The organism is Phycisphaerales bacterium (assembly GCA_020852515.1).
Lineage (GTDB): Bacteria > Planctomycetota > Phycisphaerae > Phycisphaerales > UBA5793 > UBA5793.
The window spans coordinates 1-14,363 of sequence record JADZAS010000015.1; the positions used below are offsets into that span (position 1 = coordinate 1).

A 14,363-nucleotide genomic window follows, 5' to 3' on the forward strand; every position below is an offset into this window, starting at 1 on the left:
ACAGCATCGCCAAGCTCGCGCAGTTCGGCGGTGGCGGACTTTTCGCGACCGTGCTGACGCTCGCGGCGACGACTGATATCCCGCCGTCGATTCTCATCACGGCGCTCATCTGCGCCGCGCTGCTCGGACTGGCGCCCACGCTCCACTACATCGCCAGCCGCCGCGCACTCAAGTGCGAGCAGTGCCGGGCCCAGGCGGATGTGAACAAGACCATCGTCGCGAAACAGGCCGCCGCAGCGGGAAGGGACACCGCGCGCACGGCCTGACCTATGGGTGGCTGGGAAAGCGCACGGAGGCGCTCCCCGGCCTTGAACGTTTCACGCAAGGAACGCGATGTTCACACTCGCAACGAACTCGATGGGTTGGAACAGCCCCGCCTGGCTCATCGTCCTGATGTGCCTCGGCTCGTTCCTGTCCTTCGTATCCGCCGCCGGCGTGACCGTCATCGGCTGGTACATCTACGGCGTGCGCGATCGCATGGGGCGCATCGAAGACCGCCTGGAGCGCGGTGATGAGAAGTTTGAAGAGATCGTGCGCGACCAGGCGACGGCCGCCGTCGACGTCGCGATGAAGAACGGCGACGTGCGCGAGCAGATGTACCGGAACTTCGTCACGCGCGAGGAGTTCGAGAAGCACGCCGACCGCATGACAGGCTTTGAAACCGAGACGCTCAAGGGCATGGCCAGCGTCGGCACCAAGCTCGATCTCCTGCTCAGGCGAGAGGAGGCACGTCATGACACCTGAGCAGGCCGCGCTGCGCGATGAGAAGCGGCAACGGCGCGGACAGATCCTTGAGGCGCTCGCCATGTTCCGGGAACACGGCAGGGCGAGCGTCTCTCTCAACCAGCTCGAATCGCTCCTACGCAACGTGCCGCGCGCCGAGATCGAAGCGCACATCGACTTTCTCATCGAGGCCGGCTACGTCCAGGACGCGGCGCCACCGACGAACGTGCGAGTGCGCCACCAGGTCACCGAAGTGCGCATCACCAACAGTGGCAGCATTCTCGTCGACGGCTGGAAGGGCGACGACGGAGTCAAGTTCGGAGCATGACCAACCAGGTCAACAGCACGATGCCCGCTCCCGGCGAGATTCGTCTCGACCGGGATTCGCTCGTGCGCCTGGCGCTGGAGCGCATGTCGATGGAGACGCGGCGCGGCACGCGCAGCGCCATCGACGATCTGCCCGAGGGCGTCAGGCACAGCATCGGCATCCTCAAGGCCCAGGGCTGGAAGCATGCCGACATCCACACCGAGACGATCAAGGCCCTCGGGCTCGAGCCTGATGATGACGAAGCGCCGAATTACCACGCGATCAACCGCTGGCTGGTGCGCTACGAGTTCGTGTACAACCTGGTCCGCGCCGCCGAGCGGAGCAAGCTCGTCGCGCAGATCGAACTGGCCAAGGCGACCGGAGATCTCCGCGACGGCACGATCATCGCCAACCAGATGATCCTCCAGCGCATCATGGACACGATGGCCGAGTGCCCGGACTTCCGCGATCTCAACAACGGCCAGATGGGCAATCTCATCAGCGCCCTGAGCGTGGCGACGAAGGCCGGCCTGGATGATCGCAAACTCGACAAGGCCATTCAGCTCGCCGATGCGCGGATTGCGAACCTCACCACGCGCACGGTCGAACTCCAGACGAAGATCGACAATCAGCGCAAGGCCGTCGAAGCGGCCAAGGCGCAGCTCGAAGCGAAGGCGCAATCCGGCGACGGCAAGACGGTGGACCTCCAGTCCGTCGCCGCCATGCTCGATCAGATCATGCGGGAGGCCGCATGACAGAAGCACCCATTGTCATCACTCTTCCGAAGGCACGCAGCCCGCTGCTGCCGTACCAGCAGCGGTGGATGGCCGACGAGTCGGATCTCAAGATCTGGGAGAAGTCGCGGCGCATCGGCGCGACCTACGTCGAAGCGTGTGATGTCGCGTTCAGCCGCCTCAGCGGCAGGCGCAACGAGGATTACTGGTTCTCATCCGCCGACGAGTCCGCCGCGTTCGAGTTCATCGAGTACGTCAAGTTCTGGTGCAAGGTCGCCGGCAGGGTGCTCGAATCGTTCACTGAGCAGGTCGACGACGGCACCCGCAACGGCGCGACGGCGTACTGCGTGCGCTTCCCCAGCGGCAAGCGCTGCACCGCGATGAGCAGCAATCCGCGGCGCTTCCGCTCCAAGGGCGGCGACGTCGGCCTGGATGAGTTCGCCTTCCACGAGCAGGCGAGCGAGATGTACAAGGCCGCATCGCCGTGCACGACGTGGGGCGGGCGCCTGCGCATCCTCTCCTCACACAACGGCGAGCAGAGCAAGTTCAACGAGTTCGTGCAGATGGCCCAGCGCCACGCCGCCGGGAGCCCCAAGGCCGGCGATGTGAAGTTCAGCCTGCATCGGACCACGATCGAAGACGCCGTCGCCGACGGACTCGTTGAGAAGATCAACGAGGTCAAGGGCACGACGTACACGCGAGAGTCATTCCTCGCCGATTGCCGCGCCAAGTGCGCCACGCAGGATGACTGGCTGCAGGAATACATGTGCGTGCCGTCGGCCGAGACCGAGGCGTACCTGCCCTACGACCTGCTCAACACCTGCCTTGCCAGGCACGGCCTGTGCGCGGCGCCGACGGATGACCTGGCGAAGTATGCCGACGACCTGCGCGCCTACACGTCCGGCGCCTCGGCGATTTACGCCGGCAACGACATCGGCCGCACCAATGATCGCTTCGTGCTCTGGACGATTGCCCGCTTCGGCGGCACCTGGTCGACGGCGGGGCTGCTCCGCTGGCAGAATCGCAAGTTCAGCGCGATGGAAGAGGCGATCGCCGCGACCATGAACTTCCGCAGCGCCGATGACAAGCGTGTGCGGCGCATCTGCATCGATCGCACCGGCCTGGGCATGCAGCTCGCCGAGCAGGCGTGCGAGAAGTTCCGCACCCGCGCTGAGGGTGTGCATTTCGGAAACGAGACGAAAGCGGAGATGGCCCCGCGCGTGCTCGTTGCGTTCCAGGAGGGGACGATCAAGATCCCCGATGACCGCCTGCTCAAGGATGACCTGCACAGCCTGCGCAAGAGCATGACGAGCAGCGGCAACGTGCGCTACGCCGGCGAGCGCGGCGCCAACGGCCACGCCGACCACTTCTGGGCGCTCGCTCTGGCGCTCGAAGCCGCCGACAAGCCCGTCGCCCAGGGCCGCGCCGTCACCGTCACCGGAGGATCGATCTAATGGCGATCGCCACCGCGACGAACCTCCGCGAATCCGCCGCCGACAAGGCCCGCTACAACGCCATGCGCGATCGCGTCTGCATGGGCCGCAAACTCTTCAAGGGCGCCTGGCGTCAGCTCCTCAAGGACCTCAGCCAGTTCTACTTCCCCTCGATCAAGAATCATCGCGGCGTCGTCGAAGAGCTGATGGCCAAGGTCAACGCGTACCGCCTGGCGGTCATGACGCACACCAAGTTCCTCGCACTCAACGAGCCCACCATCACCTTCGCCGACGGCTTCGAGATGCAGGCCCAGCGCTGGGCCGAGATCTCGCGCGACTGCCTGTTCTCGCAGCGCGTCTTCGAGTCGATCCTCACGCAGTACCGCGACAGCGTGTCCTGGTGGCGCATCACCGCGCGCGAAGGCAGCGCCTGCCTGAGCGTCGCCGACGCCCTGCAGGTTCATCCCCTGGGCGCCTTCGGGCACGACGACCAGCCCACCGCGGTGGATCTCCGCTGGGTCATCACCAAGACGATCGACCGCAAGGATGTGCACTACCTGCTCGTCGAACGGCACACGCCAGGGCTCATCGAAAACGTCGCGTACCAGGTCGACAGCAAGTACGCCTGCGCCATCCCCGACAAGGCGCAGCCGGTCGATCTCAAGAGCGTCCTGGGCGATGAAGCGCCCGAGCCGATGCAGTCCACCGGCGTCGATCGACCGCTGCTGTTCCGCGCGGCGCTGTGCGTGGTGGATGATGAACCGCTGGCGCTGATCGAGAAGGAAGACTTCGACATCCTGGACGCCAACGCCAAGGCGCTCAGCCAGCTGCTCATGAATCAGGATCGGCACGGCTCGCCGTTCCTGCGCGTGGACGAAGGCCATCTCGAGAAGGACGGCACCTTCGACGCGAGCAAGCGCGCCCGCATCGACCCCGACAAGCAGCTTGAGTTCGTCGAGTTCGACGCCAAGGTCGTCGAGGGGCTCGACGCGTTCGCGCGCATCCTTCGTTATCTCATGATCCAGCTGGAAATGTCGCCCGAACTCATCGGCCTCAAGGAAGGGGCGGCCGTTGAGAGTTACGAGAAGCTCATGCTCCAGGCCGTGGTGACCACGAGCCGGGCGCAGCTCACGCGGCAGTACAACGAGCCAGTCATCGAGCGCGTCATCGACACCGCGTGCGCCTTCGACGCCCATCTCCATCCCCTGGGCTACGCCACGGCGCCCGTCGATGTGACCATGCACCCGGGCCTGCCGCGCACGCCCGAGGAAACCAACCGCGGTCTGGCTGAGATGCACGCTGCCCGTCAGATCGACGGCTTGAGCATGCTCGAACAGATCCACGGCCCGGTGAAGGCGAAGACGATCGCTGAGCGGCTGCAGGCGGAAGATGACCGCCGCGCCGCCGATCTCATGCGCGGCTTCGAGGCGGCGGCATCGACAGGCGGCGAACCGGGCGAAGGTCTCGACACAGAGAACACGGAGAGCGCCGAGCGAGGCACGGCGCCGGCGGAACCCGGGATCGATCCCGTCACCGGCGAGCCGGCCGACGTCGCCCCCGCCGTCGTCACGACCGAGCGCGTCCTCAACGGCGCACAGATCCAGGCGGCGACGCTCATCGTCCGCAACGTCGTCGACGGCGTCATGCCGCGCGACGCCGGAATCGGCCAGCTCATCACGCTCTTCAACCTCACCAACGAGCAGGCCGAGGCGATCATGGGCACCGCCGGCAAGGGCTTTGTTCCCAAGGTCATCACTCAGGAGACTGCGCCCGCATGAAACTCTTCGTGCCCCTTTGTGTCCTTTGCGCCATTGTGGTGAGGGTTCTCATGGTCGACCTGCCGCAGAACTACAACTCCGGCGTGCCGAATGCGGCCGTCGCTGAGATGGTGAAGATCTACGACCGCGCCGCGAGCGAGATCGTCAAGGCCCTGGCCGTCGCCATCGACACGACGAATCCGAGCGAGCAGTTCAAGCGTGCCCGCGCCGCCCGGCTCGCCCTGGCGATCGACAACGCGACGCGCCGCTTCGGCGCCTCGATCCGCCCGCACATCGAAGACGTCTCGAGGGAGTCGTATCAGCTCGGCCTGCGTCAGGGCATCAGCCAGTTGAAAGCCCTGGGCGTGCGCGACCATGACACGTTCCGCGGCACGTTCGCCGGCGTCGATGAGCGCGCTGTCGAGATCATCGCGCGGGACATCGCCGTCGCGAGCGTGCAGGCCGTCGACCAACTCGGCCAGCAGAGCCAGCGATTCCTCCGCGCCATCAGCGCCAAGGAGATCTCCGATCCGGCCGTGAGCCGCGCCATCGCGCAGGGCTTGGTCACCGGCGATCCCCGCATCGCCATGCGCGAGGTGCGCGAACTGTTCCGCGAGCCCGGCAGCCAGGAGGATTTCCGGCAGCTGGGCAATCGCCAGGTCAAGGTCGGCAAGGCGACGATGTCTGTTCGCGCGTACAGCGAGATGCTCGTGCGCACGCGGACGCGCGAGGCGACGGTGCAGGCGCGTCACAACCGGCTGCGTGAGAGCAACGTTGACCTGGTCATCATCACCGGCCGCGTGAGCAAGTGGTTCTGCACTTCCTACCTCGGGCTGATCTGCTCGATCGACGGCAAGAGCGGCAAGTGGCCGGCGCTCAGCTCGCTGCCGGGCGGCGGCCCGCCGTTTCATCCCAACTGTTCGAAGGGCACTCGACCGTACGTCGAAGGCCTGTCAGACCCGGCCGAGGAAGAGGCGGGGTTGCGGGCGCTCAGCGAGTTCCAGGACCGCGGCTCATCGCGGCAGCCGCTGAGCCCCGACGAAGTTTCCGCCGCGCGAGGACGAATCTAATGGCACGCACCGCACTCACCGTTCAAACACTCGACCCCGCTTCGCCCACGGGCCTCACGCCGGCGCCAACGGCCGGCCAGGCCGATGGGCATTACTTCGCCAACGCGGCGAGCAACGCGCGCTACGGCACGCACTTCGCGCTGGTGACCAACAACGGCGTGGCGAGCCGCGACATCACCTTCCAGACCGGCGCGACGGTCGAAGGGATCGACATCGAGGAACTCACCTACGCCATTCCCGCGGGCGCGACGCGGATCATCGGCCCGTTCACGCCGCGCGTCTTCAACCGGCCCGCGGGCGGCGCCGATCCCGACACCGTCTACGTCGATTATGACGCCGGCAACGAGGCAGACCTGGACATCGAGATCTTCGAGATGCCGGTCTCGTAGCGCACATCAACTGGCACGGACACGCCACACACGTCAACACGAGCAACACCAGAAAGGACGCTCACCCATGACACCCGAAGAGATCAATGCAGCGATTCAGAAGAGCGTGACGGATGCGCTCAAGCCCATCACCACGCAACTCGCCACGTTCAGCGAGAGCATCAAGCCCATCGCCGCGCTCCAGGAGCAGGTGAAGGGGCTCGTCGAAGCCGATTCGGCCAAGACGATCGAGGGCAAGGGCAAGGCGCCCGAGAAGGGCAAGGAGACGGACGCCGCCGCGACCGGCGCCGGCCTCACCACCGAAGCGGCGACGGCGCTCTTCCAGAAGATGCTCGCTGATCGCGACACGGCGGCGCAGACCACGGCGCAGCAGCAGGCCGCGCACGAGGCGTGGATCAAGAAGAACGCATCCAAGCTCGCCGGCACCCCGACGGGCAAGCGCATCTTCGCCGGCTGCAAGACCGACGAGGAGCGCAAGGCCGCGCTCGACGAGTACGTCGCCGATCTCAAGGCCAGCGGCGTCAAAGCGCCCGACCTGGGCGCGACGGCTGAAGGCGAGGGCGGCGCCGCCACCGCCGCCGACACCGCCGAAGCGAAGAAGGCCGCCGCACTCGAAGCCGCCAAGGGCCTCAAGCCCGTCACCCTGTAACACGCCACAGGCCGCCGGCCTGAGACCTCCGGTCGGGAGAGAGAGCCCGGCGGGGAGAGAGATCAAACGTACCCCTCAACTCTGAATCGAAAGCGAGAATGCAATGAATCCCAACACGACCAAGGCCTTCGGCGGCGTGATGTACCCCGAGGTCGCGCAGCAGATCTTCGTCAACATCGCGGCCAAGGATGCGCCGCTCACCGCCATCCTGCTCGGCACCCAGCGCGAGCGCCCGACCTCCAAGCCGGAAATCAACTGGTACGGACAGGGCCTCGCCACGCGCACGACGCAGATCAATGAGGCCGCAGGCTACCTGTCCACCGACACGGTTCTGACCGTCGACGCCGGCGAGGTGTTCGTGGCCGGCGATCTCATCCATGTCGAGCGCACGAACGAACTCATGAAGGTCGTCTCCGTCGCCGGCGATGATGTGACGGTCGTGCGTTCGTTCGGCTCGGTCGCCGCCGCCGCCCTCGTCGATGACGACTACCTGCTCAACATCGGCCCGGCGAAGAAAGAGGGCGACACCAACTCGGACATGCGCACGAACGCGACGACGAAGTACACGTCGTACACGCAGATCTTCCAGCGCTCCGTGCAGCTCACGGGCACGCTGGATGCCAGCACCACCAACACCGAGCAGGAACGCGCCCGCCTTCGCCAGGAGCAGATGTACGAGATCGCCCGCGACATGGAGCTGGCGGCACTGTACAGCAATCCCGGCGAGTACACCACCAACGAGGTGCGCCGCTCGACCTCGGGCATCATGTCCTTCGCCACCGCCAACGTCGCCGACGCCAACGGCACGCTCACGAAGGCCGAGTTCCTGGACTTCCTCTCCACGGTCTTCGCCAAGGGCAGCCAGAACAAGATCGGCTTCGCCGGCCCGGCCGTCGCGGCCATTCTGACCAGCCTCTGGTCCTCGACCGAGCGCACGACCGTGCAGAGCACCGTGGTCGGCCTCACGTTCCAGCGCATCGCCACGCCGTGGGGCAATCTCGATCTCATCGTCAACCCGCACATGACGGGCACGACGCACGGGGCCGAGCTGCTCGTGGTCGATCCCGAGCAGTGCGAGGTGCGCCCGCTGGTGGGCAACGGCAAGGATCGCCGCCTCAAGCTGCTGGAGGACACGCAGGCGAAGAACACCGACGCGGCCGAGGACAGCTGGTTCGCCGAACTGGGCTTCACCTGGGGCAACCCCGACGCCCACGGCATCCTGAGCAACATCGACGCGGCCGGATAAGCCGGCTCCTGACGCGGGGGTGCGGGCAGGAAGAAGGGCCTGCCCGCACCATACCGCGACGACCCTTCAACGCCTCTTCGAATTCAACTCAACCCCCACACGACACGCAACGGAGATCATCCATGAGCAAGAACGAAACGAGCAAGGGCGCTGGATCATCCGGCGTCACCTTCGCCAGCCGCAGTCCGAACTTCACGCTCTTCCTGGACAGCGGCCGGCCGGTGCCCGGCCAAAACGGGCAGATCGAGTACAAGGACCGCATCACGATCCGCTTCCAGAACAACCGCTACAGCACGAGCGATCGCAGCGTCATCACGGCGATGCGCATGTGCAAGTCGTACGGGAAGCAGTTCCAGGAGGTCAACGAGCCGGCCCGCGCTGAGGCCGCCGGGGCCGCTGCGCCCGCCGCCTGACGATCGAACCCCACGAGAGGCCGGCTCGGGCGGAAACGCTCGGCCGGCCATTTGATGAGCGACAGCAAGTACTACATCGTGCGCAATCCGATCGAGCAGACGTGGGATCGCACGCGCACGACGCGCGAGGCGTCCGACCGGCATCGCTTCATCGGCCAATCGCGCGAGGCGACGGCTCGCACCAACGCCGACGGCACGCAGTCCATCGTTGAAGTGGCGCCGCGCGAGGGCGCGCCGCAGGGCGTGCGCATCGTCGCCGGGCCAATGACGTCGATCGAGTGCCGGGACTATCTGGCTGTGCACCGCCGCGACTGGCTGGCGCTGCTGCCCAATGAGGAGGGACGCTGATGGCCACGCCCTTCTCTGATGCGCTCAACACCATCTTCGGCGCGAATCTCGTGCGCCACTGGAAGATGTGGGAAACCTCCGGCACCGTCGCAGACGATGCGACCGACAACGTCGACGCCAACTATGTCAGCGGGCCAACGATCAATCAGACCCCACTCTCGGCCGACGCGGGCGCGAAGTCCGTGCTGCTCGATGGCGTCGATGACGCGGTGAGGCAGGCGACGGGCGGCATCTTTGGCGCGACGACCGGCGCCGAGTGGACGTGCGGCGTCCTGTTCAACAGCAGCGATGCCGCGCAGTTCGCCGCGATCATCTCGATGGGCCGCACGAACACGTCTTTCGGCCACATGATGCTCTACGTGCAGGACGGCGATCTGAAACTCGGCTACTGCAACACCGACGGCACGTCCTGGACGACGCAGTTTAACTGCACGGTGGATGTGTGCGACGGACAGACGCACCTGCTGACTTTCACTAAGACGACCAATATCGAGAACCGCGTCTACGCCGACAACGACAAGACAAGTTCAACATTGGGCACCGGCAACCCGGTGGACAATTCGAACTTCCGCATGTTTGTGGGTGAGCCGACGCGGGCGCTAGCCATTGGTCCGACCGACCGGTTCGACGGCAAGGTCGAGCAGTTCTTCTTCGCCAACCAGGCCATCACGGATGAACAGGTGGCGACACTGGTCACAGCGATCACGCCCGCCTCGGGCCAGCCGGCGCGGAAGCGCTGGGGCGGGATCAACTACGCCGCCGCGGGACAGAGAGGGGTGTGGTAGATGGCTGAAGTCACGGCCATGCGCAACAACGCCCTGCCCTATCCCGTCTACGCCGCGCCGTACGCGCTGGTGTTCCCGATCCTCGACGCCGACGGCGATCCCGTCACCAGCGCGGTCACGCCCGACTCCGAGGTGAGCAAGAACGGCGACACCTTCGCCGACTGCACCAATGAGATCGTCGAGATCGGGGCCACCGGCATCTATTACCTGCTGCTCACCGCGGCCGAGATGACCGCCGACGTCGTCGCCGTGCGCGTGACGACGGGCTCGGCCAGCGCCAAGACTTCGGTGCTCACGCTCTACCCGCGCAAACTCGTACCCCTTCGCAGCGGCACCGCCCAGGGCGGCGCGGCCGGATACATCACGCTCGACGCGGGCGCGGGCGCTGTCAATGACAAGTGGAACGGCGTGCTGTGTGTGGCCACCATCGACGGCAACGTCGAAGCCCGCATCATCGACGACTACGACGGCTCGAATCAGCAGGGCAGCGTCACGCCCGACTGGAACGTCGCGCCCGACGCCGATGACACGTTTGTGCTCTACCTGCCCGAGGGCGTGCAGATCCCCAACGGCGAACCGATGCGCGGCACCGACAGCGCCTTCCTCGCCGCGAGTGCGCCCGACAACTTCTCCGCGCTGCTCATCAACGCCAATGGCCACATCAGCCGCGTGAGCCTCGTCGATCTGCTCACACTCATCGACACGAACGGCATCCCCGCGGCCGCTCTGAGTGCCGCCGCCGTCACCAAGATCGAAGCGGCGCTGCTCAACGAGGGCGATGGGCAGGCTCTGATTGACGCCATCGTGCAGGCGATCGACGCGGCCGACATCGACACGGACATCCTGCCCGCGCTCATCCGCGACGCCATTTTGAATCGCGTGCTCGCCGGCAACCACGACACCGCCGGCAGCGTGGGCAAGGTGCTCCAGGACATCATCGCCGACACCGGCACCGACATCCCGGCGCTCATCGCAGCCCTGAACAACCTCAGCGCCGCCCAGGTGCGGACCGAGGCCGACGCCGCGCTGGCCGCCTACGACGGCCCGACGAACACGGAGATGAACGCGCGAACGCTGGCCAGCGCTTCGTACGCCACGGCCGCCAACCAGACCACGATGGACGGCAAGCTCGACACGCTGCTCACCCGCATCACCGCCACGCTGTTCGCGGGCATCACGAGTCTGGCCAACTGGCTCGGCGCCATGGCCGGCAAGCACGCGCCCGATGCAACCGCCGAAACCGAGATCAACGCGACCGGCGCCGGCGGCGGTGACTTCAGCGCGGTCACTGACTCACTCCAGGCGAATCGCGACAGCGGCGGCGGCGGTGGGGGCGGCACCAACGTGCACGTTGAGCAGCAGAGCGTGGTCATCAAGGGGAGCGCCTCGTAATGACCGACCTGAAACTCCGCATCGTCGCCAGCGAAGGGGGCAGCCCGCCCGATGCCGTCGTGCTCAGCAGCGCCGATGGAACCTTCGGCGTGCGCCGCCAGGACACGCTCGCCGTCATCGTCGCCGATGGCACGGCGATGGTGCAGGACGCTGGCGATCCCACGGTGTGGACGTATACCGTCGCGGGCGTCGTCGCCGGCGTCGTGTACGAGTGGGTTGCCGAAGTCCAGTTCCCCAACTCGACGCATCACTTCGAGGGCGAGGTCACCGCGGCGGCCGAGGCCGACTGCGCTGCGATGATCAGTATCGCCGACGCCGATGCGCTGCTCGCTGTTCACGTCCTCAGCAGCGAGCTGGCCGACTGGTCGGGCCTGAGCAGCGCTGACAAGGGCGTGCTGCTCTGCCGCGCGCAGCAGATGATCGAGGCCGGCCGCTGGGACGGCGTCGTGTACGACGACGACCAGGCGTACGCGTTCCCGCGCAAGGATGACGACGGCGATCTCATCGGCGATGACAATCCCGCCGATCCCGACAGCCCGCTCGCGCCCCTGGCCGTGCGCGAAGCGCTCGCCCTGCTCGCGTTCAGCTTCGTCAACCGCGCCGATGCGTGGGAACAGCACGAGTCGCGTCTGGCCGGTCTGGCGAGTCACAGCGCCGGAGGCATCTCCAAGGCCTACACGACGCCCGCAGGCCGCAGCCACGCCCAGCAGGCCCTCCAGGTCATCCCGGCCGTGTGGACCCGCCTGGCGCGATTCTGGTTCCGCGGAGGGCGCATCGTATGAGCCTCACCTCCGGCCTCACCGGACTCACCAACGCCAAGCTCACCTCGTGGCGCAAGCTCGAAGCCGCCGACGAGCAGGGCCGCGCCCAGTACGGCGCTGAGCAGATCGCCGCCTGGCAGCCGCGCATCGTGGTGAGCCTGCCCGGCTACAAGCACACGAAGACCGCCGAGGCCTCGGGCTTCGCGGTGTCGGCTGTGCTGCTCGTGCCCATCAGCCTCGATGTCAACGCAGGCGATCGCGTCATGAGCGATCATCCCGACGTCGCCGGCAAGGCGCTCATCATCCGCCTGCGCAAGACGGTCAACGTGCCCGGCCTGAAGGCGCGCGAACTCCTGTGCGAATGGGAGGTCGGCGCGTAATGCCTGGCGAGACCGGAATCAAACTCGACCTGACCGAGTTCAACGCCAAGCTCGAGGAGTTCGTGCGCATCAGCGACGGTGAGGCCGCGACGTTCACGGTGCAGGTCGGCGAGGCCATTCTCTCGCGCGCCCAGAAGCGCACGCCCATTTTGACCGGCTTCCTCCAGAATTCGAGCCTGCGCGTCGAGGTGAACGGGAGCAAGGGACTCGCCCACGAGATCGGCTTCACCGCCAAGTACGCCGCCGCGGTGCATGAGCGGCCCGAACTCACGCACAAGCAGGGCCAGGCGTTCTACCTCAAGGCCGCGATCGACGAAGACGGCCCGGGCATCATGCAGCGCGCGGTGCCGCTCATGGCCCAGCGCATCGCGGGGAGGCTGGGCTCATGAACGCGACGCCGACCAACCTGCTCACCGAACTGGCCAAGGTCGTCGCGACCGCGACGACCTTCATCCTCGATCCCGGCCAGGGGCAGAGCCGCAGCCTGTACATTCATCACCTGCCCGACACGCATCAGGGCTGGCAGCGGGATGCGGTGCTGCGCATGGCCGGCGGCGCGGCCAAGGCGCACGACCCGCTCGACCGCCTGAGCGTGCAGATCATGGTGCGGGCGGCGGACCAGGCGTTGGCGTGGGACGGGGCGTGGAGCATCTACAACGCGTTCGTCGACAGCGTCGGCCTGCCCAAGCGCCGCGTGAGTCTCGGGGACAACTGGCTCGCGCTCGAACTCGACATCGCCGCGCCGCAGTCGATCGGAATCGACGGAAGCGGCCGGTACCTGATCACGATGAACCTCAACCTCACCGCGGGCCAGCTCGCGTAGGAGAAGTGCAATGCCGTTTCATCTCAAGAGCAACTTCTGGAATGGCGAGGGCGTGCAGATCTTCGACGGCGCCGCCGCCGGCACCAACATCGGCATCACCGCCGAGGTGACCATCGAACGCGTCTACACACTCAGCCCCATCAAGGGCCAGACGACGGGCGAGACGATTCTGGGCCATCGCGTGACGGGTTGCTTCTACCGCGTCACCGTCGACTTCACCGAGATCGGCGAAGCGAATCACTTCCTCAACTACTGGTTCGACGGGCACGCGGCCGCCGGTGGCGTGATCGACCTGCATCCGGGCCGGAGCTTCACGCTGCCGACGCGGCGCATGCGCTTCCACCCGGTGAGCATGGCCGCTGACACGACTCGCGACTTCGTGTTCGAGGCGCTGGCGCCCGTGAGCGGACCGAGCGCCACGTTCAACGGCTCGGGCGAGCATCGCCACCGCGTCGTGTTCGAGAGCATGCCCGTTGAGGCGGATCTGCCCACGCTCAACGCCGGCAAGTTCAACTACGTCCCGGCTTGATGACGCGCCGTCGACGGCGCTTTGACGACTGTTGAATCACCCATCGTGGAGGCATCATGCGAGAGATCATCGACATCGACCAGCTCAGCCAGTGGTGTGTGCCAGTGCGGGTGCGCGGCCATCTCATCGAGACCCGCAATCCCCTGCGCGGCGACATGACGCTGCTCGACACGCGCATCAAGCGCGGCGACTACGAATCGGATGCGGAACTGTCCGCGGCCCGCAAGAAGCTGCTCGACGAGATGATCGACGCAATGTTCGTCGGCGACGAGTGGGGCAAGCTCAAGGAGAAGATCGCTGCGGGACAGGAAGAGCCGCTGTCGATGTTCGAGAAGCTCTCGATCGTGCTCCAGTACAGCATCGCGCATGAGTTCGCGGTGAATGGGCGCGAAGCGGCCGCCCGCCTGGGAGAGCGCCCGTTCACGCTGATCGAAGACGAATCGCCGGTCGCGCCGGCAACCGCGGCGTCGCCGGCAGTGCGCAAGCGGGATCTCCCGCCGGGCCTGATCATCGGCGGCGACGGCGGCGAGCGACCCATCAGCGAAGCGAACCTCGGCGTGGAGGAACTGGCGGCTCACTGACTCGATGCCTCGCGCCTCGATGCCTTGATGCCTGAGTGAACCA

The 14,363-nt window shown here is 66.4% G+C and carries 20 protein-coding genes; all 20 read left to right on the forward strand.

The annotated features are described in order from the left end of the window. Positions 1-266: hypothetical protein (locus IT430_09790; protein ID MCC6908218.1), on the forward strand; the 266-nt coding region annotated here is incomplete at its 5' end. Between the two features lie 67 nt (positions 267-333). Next, positions 334-744 carry a hypothetical protein gene (locus IT430_09795; protein MCC6908219.1) on the forward strand — a complete coding sequence of 137 codons (411 nt, stop codon included), beginning with the start codon at positions 334-336 and terminating at the stop codon, positions 742-744. Then, positions 734-1,051 carry a hypothetical protein gene (locus IT430_09800; GenBank protein MCC6908220.1) on the forward strand — a complete coding sequence of 106 codons (318 nt, stop codon included), beginning with the start codon at positions 734-736 and terminating at the stop codon, positions 1,049-1,051. The genes IT430_09795 and IT430_09800 overlap by 11 nt, the downstream gene beginning before the upstream one ends. Further along, a complete protein-coding gene (locus IT430_09805; protein MCC6908221.1) occupies positions 1,048-1,785 on the forward strand; it encodes a hypothetical protein in 738 nt (245 codons plus the stop codon). The genes IT430_09800 and IT430_09805 overlap by 4 nt, the downstream gene beginning before the upstream one ends. After that, entirely contained in the window at positions 1,782-3,218 is a 1,437-nt protein-coding gene (locus tag IT430_09810) for a hypothetical protein (protein MCC6908222.1), read from the forward strand. Before IT430_09805 ends, IT430_09810 begins: the two co-directional genes overlap by 4 nt. Next, positions 3,218-4,975, forward strand: a complete 1,758-nt coding sequence (locus IT430_09815) for a hypothetical protein (protein ID MCC6908223.1) — start codon at positions 3,218-3,220, stop codon at positions 4,973-4,975. The genes IT430_09810 and IT430_09815 overlap by 1 nt, the downstream gene beginning before the upstream one ends. Beyond that, entirely contained in the window at positions 4,972-6,024 is a 1,053-nt protein-coding gene (locus IT430_09820) for a hypothetical protein (protein MCC6908224.1), read from the forward strand. The genes IT430_09815 and IT430_09820 overlap by 4 nt, the downstream gene beginning before the upstream one ends. Continuing rightward, positions 6,024-6,413: a hypothetical protein gene (locus tag IT430_09825; GenBank protein ID MCC6908225.1), complete on the forward strand. Its 390-nt coding sequence runs from the start codon at positions 6,024-6,026 to the stop codon at positions 6,411-6,413. Before IT430_09820 ends, IT430_09825 begins: the two co-directional genes overlap by 1 nt. A gap of 67 nt (positions 6,414-6,480) precedes the next feature. Next, entirely contained in the window at positions 6,481-7,062 is a 582-nt protein-coding gene (locus IT430_09830) for a hypothetical protein (GenBank protein ID MCC6908226.1), read from the forward strand. A gap of 103 nt (positions 7,063-7,165) precedes the next feature. Beyond that, complete coding sequence (locus IT430_09835) at positions 7,166-8,308, forward strand: DUF5309 family protein (GenBank protein MCC6908227.1); 1,143 nt, start codon at positions 7,166-7,168, stop codon at positions 8,306-8,308. A 122-nt stretch (positions 8,309-8,430) separates the two neighbouring features. Next, on the forward strand, positions 8,431-8,721 hold the full coding sequence (locus IT430_09840) for a hypothetical protein (GenBank protein ID MCC6908228.1): 291 nt from the start codon (positions 8,431-8,433) through the stop codon (positions 8,719-8,721). Between the two features lie 54 nt (positions 8,722-8,775). Next, the gene (locus IT430_09845) at positions 8,776-9,069 is read left to right on the forward strand and encodes a hypothetical protein (GenBank protein MCC6908229.1); all 294 of its coding nucleotides are present in this window, start codon (positions 8,776-8,778) and stop codon (positions 9,067-9,069) included. Then, entirely contained in the window at positions 9,069-9,854 is a 786-nt protein-coding gene (locus IT430_09850; GenBank protein ID MCC6908230.1) for a hypothetical protein, read from the forward strand. Before IT430_09845 ends, IT430_09850 begins: the two co-directional genes overlap by 1 nt. Further along, entirely contained in the window at positions 9,855-11,246 is a 1,392-nt protein-coding gene (locus IT430_09855) for a hypothetical protein (GenBank protein MCC6908231.1), read from the forward strand. Further along, positions 11,246-12,028 (forward strand): hypothetical protein, encoded by a 783-nt coding sequence (locus IT430_09860; protein ID MCC6908232.1) that lies wholly within the window; start codon positions 11,246-11,248, stop codon positions 12,026-12,028. Before IT430_09855 ends, IT430_09860 begins: the two co-directional genes overlap by 1 nt. Further along, positions 12,025-12,387 (forward strand): hypothetical protein, encoded by a 363-nt coding sequence (locus tag IT430_09865; protein ID MCC6908233.1) that lies wholly within the window; start codon positions 12,025-12,027, stop codon positions 12,385-12,387. Before IT430_09860 ends, IT430_09865 begins: the two co-directional genes overlap by 4 nt. Beyond that, the gene (locus tag IT430_09870; GenBank protein MCC6908234.1) at positions 12,387-12,776 is read left to right on the forward strand and encodes a hypothetical protein; all 390 of its coding nucleotides are present in this window, start codon (positions 12,387-12,389) and stop codon (positions 12,774-12,776) included. The genes IT430_09865 and IT430_09870 overlap by 1 nt, the downstream gene beginning before the upstream one ends. Next, positions 12,773-13,210, forward strand: a complete 438-nt coding sequence (locus IT430_09875) for a hypothetical protein (GenBank protein ID MCC6908235.1) — start codon at positions 12,773-12,775, stop codon at positions 13,208-13,210. The genes IT430_09870 and IT430_09875 overlap by 4 nt, the downstream gene beginning before the upstream one ends. Positions 13,211-13,220: 10 nt before the next feature. Further along, a complete protein-coding gene (locus IT430_09880) occupies positions 13,221-13,739 on the forward strand; it encodes a hypothetical protein (GenBank protein ID MCC6908236.1) in 519 nt (172 codons plus the stop codon). A 56-nt stretch (positions 13,740-13,795) separates the two neighbouring features. Next, positions 13,796-14,320 (forward strand): hypothetical protein, encoded by a 525-nt coding sequence (locus IT430_09885; GenBank protein MCC6908237.1) that lies wholly within the window; start codon positions 13,796-13,798, stop codon positions 14,318-14,320. The last annotated feature ends 43 nt before the right edge of the window (positions 14,321-14,363 follow it).